The sequence below is a fragment of the Falsiroseomonas oryzae genome (assembly GCF_027856955.1).
GTDB lineage: Bacteria > Pseudomonadota > Alphaproteobacteria > Acetobacterales > Acetobacteraceae > Falsiroseomonas > Falsiroseomonas oryzae.
The window spans coordinates 1-684 of the sequence record NZ_JAPSMD010000958.1 but is presented as its reverse complement, the minus strand read 5'-3'; the positions used below and the strand labels follow the sequence as shown (position 1 = coordinate 684).

Here is a 684-nt window from a genome sequence, read left to right as displayed (position 1 = left end):
GCCGGCCTGGCGCCCAGCGCGGCCACCTGCCAGCGCAGCCAGCGGCGGAGGAAGTCGGGCAGGCGCTCGCGGTGCGGGGCGGCGCCGGTGGTCGGCGCGGCTGGCGTCATGCCGCGCCCGGCGAGCGAGGTGTCGAGCACGAGGAGGGCGCGGACCGGGCGTCCGGCCTCGGCCATCCAGCGGGCGAGCAGGTGGCCAATGGCGCCGCCATAGGAGTAGCCGAGCAGGATGGGCGGCCGGCCCTGGTCGAAGGCGGCGAGCGCCTGGGGCAGCACGGCGCGGGCGTCGCTCTCGATCTCGCTGCCGGCGCGGGCCAGGGCGCGCCAGGAGGGGTAGCGGGCGACGACGAAGTCGATGCCCGGGCAGCCGTCGCGCAGCCGGGCGAGGGTGTCGCAGTCGCCGCCCATGCCGGGCAGCAGCAGCACGCGCGGGCCCTGGCGCGGGGCGGGGGCGGCGGCGAGGGCGGCGGACATCTCGGCGGCGGTCATGTCGGGGTGGAGCGCCTCGAAGACGCCGGCATGGCCGGTGAGGCGCTCGATCTCGAGGGCGAGGCGGAGGAAGCCGAGGCTGTCGCCGCCGGCCTCGCGGAAGGACAGGCTGGTCTCGGCGCCGCGGCCGAGGGCGGTGCGCCAGGCGCGGGCGACTTGGCGGTCGGTGGCGGCGCCGGGGCCTGGCGCGGGCAGG

1 protein-coding gene is annotated in these 684 nt (G+C 79.4%); it reads right to left on the bottom strand.

Going from position 1 to position 684, the window contains the following annotated elements:
• A partial coding sequence (locus tag OZN99_RS32945) for a phosphopantetheine-binding protein (RefSeq protein WP_270939378.1) occupies nt 1-684 on the bottom strand: 684 nt, incomplete at both ends.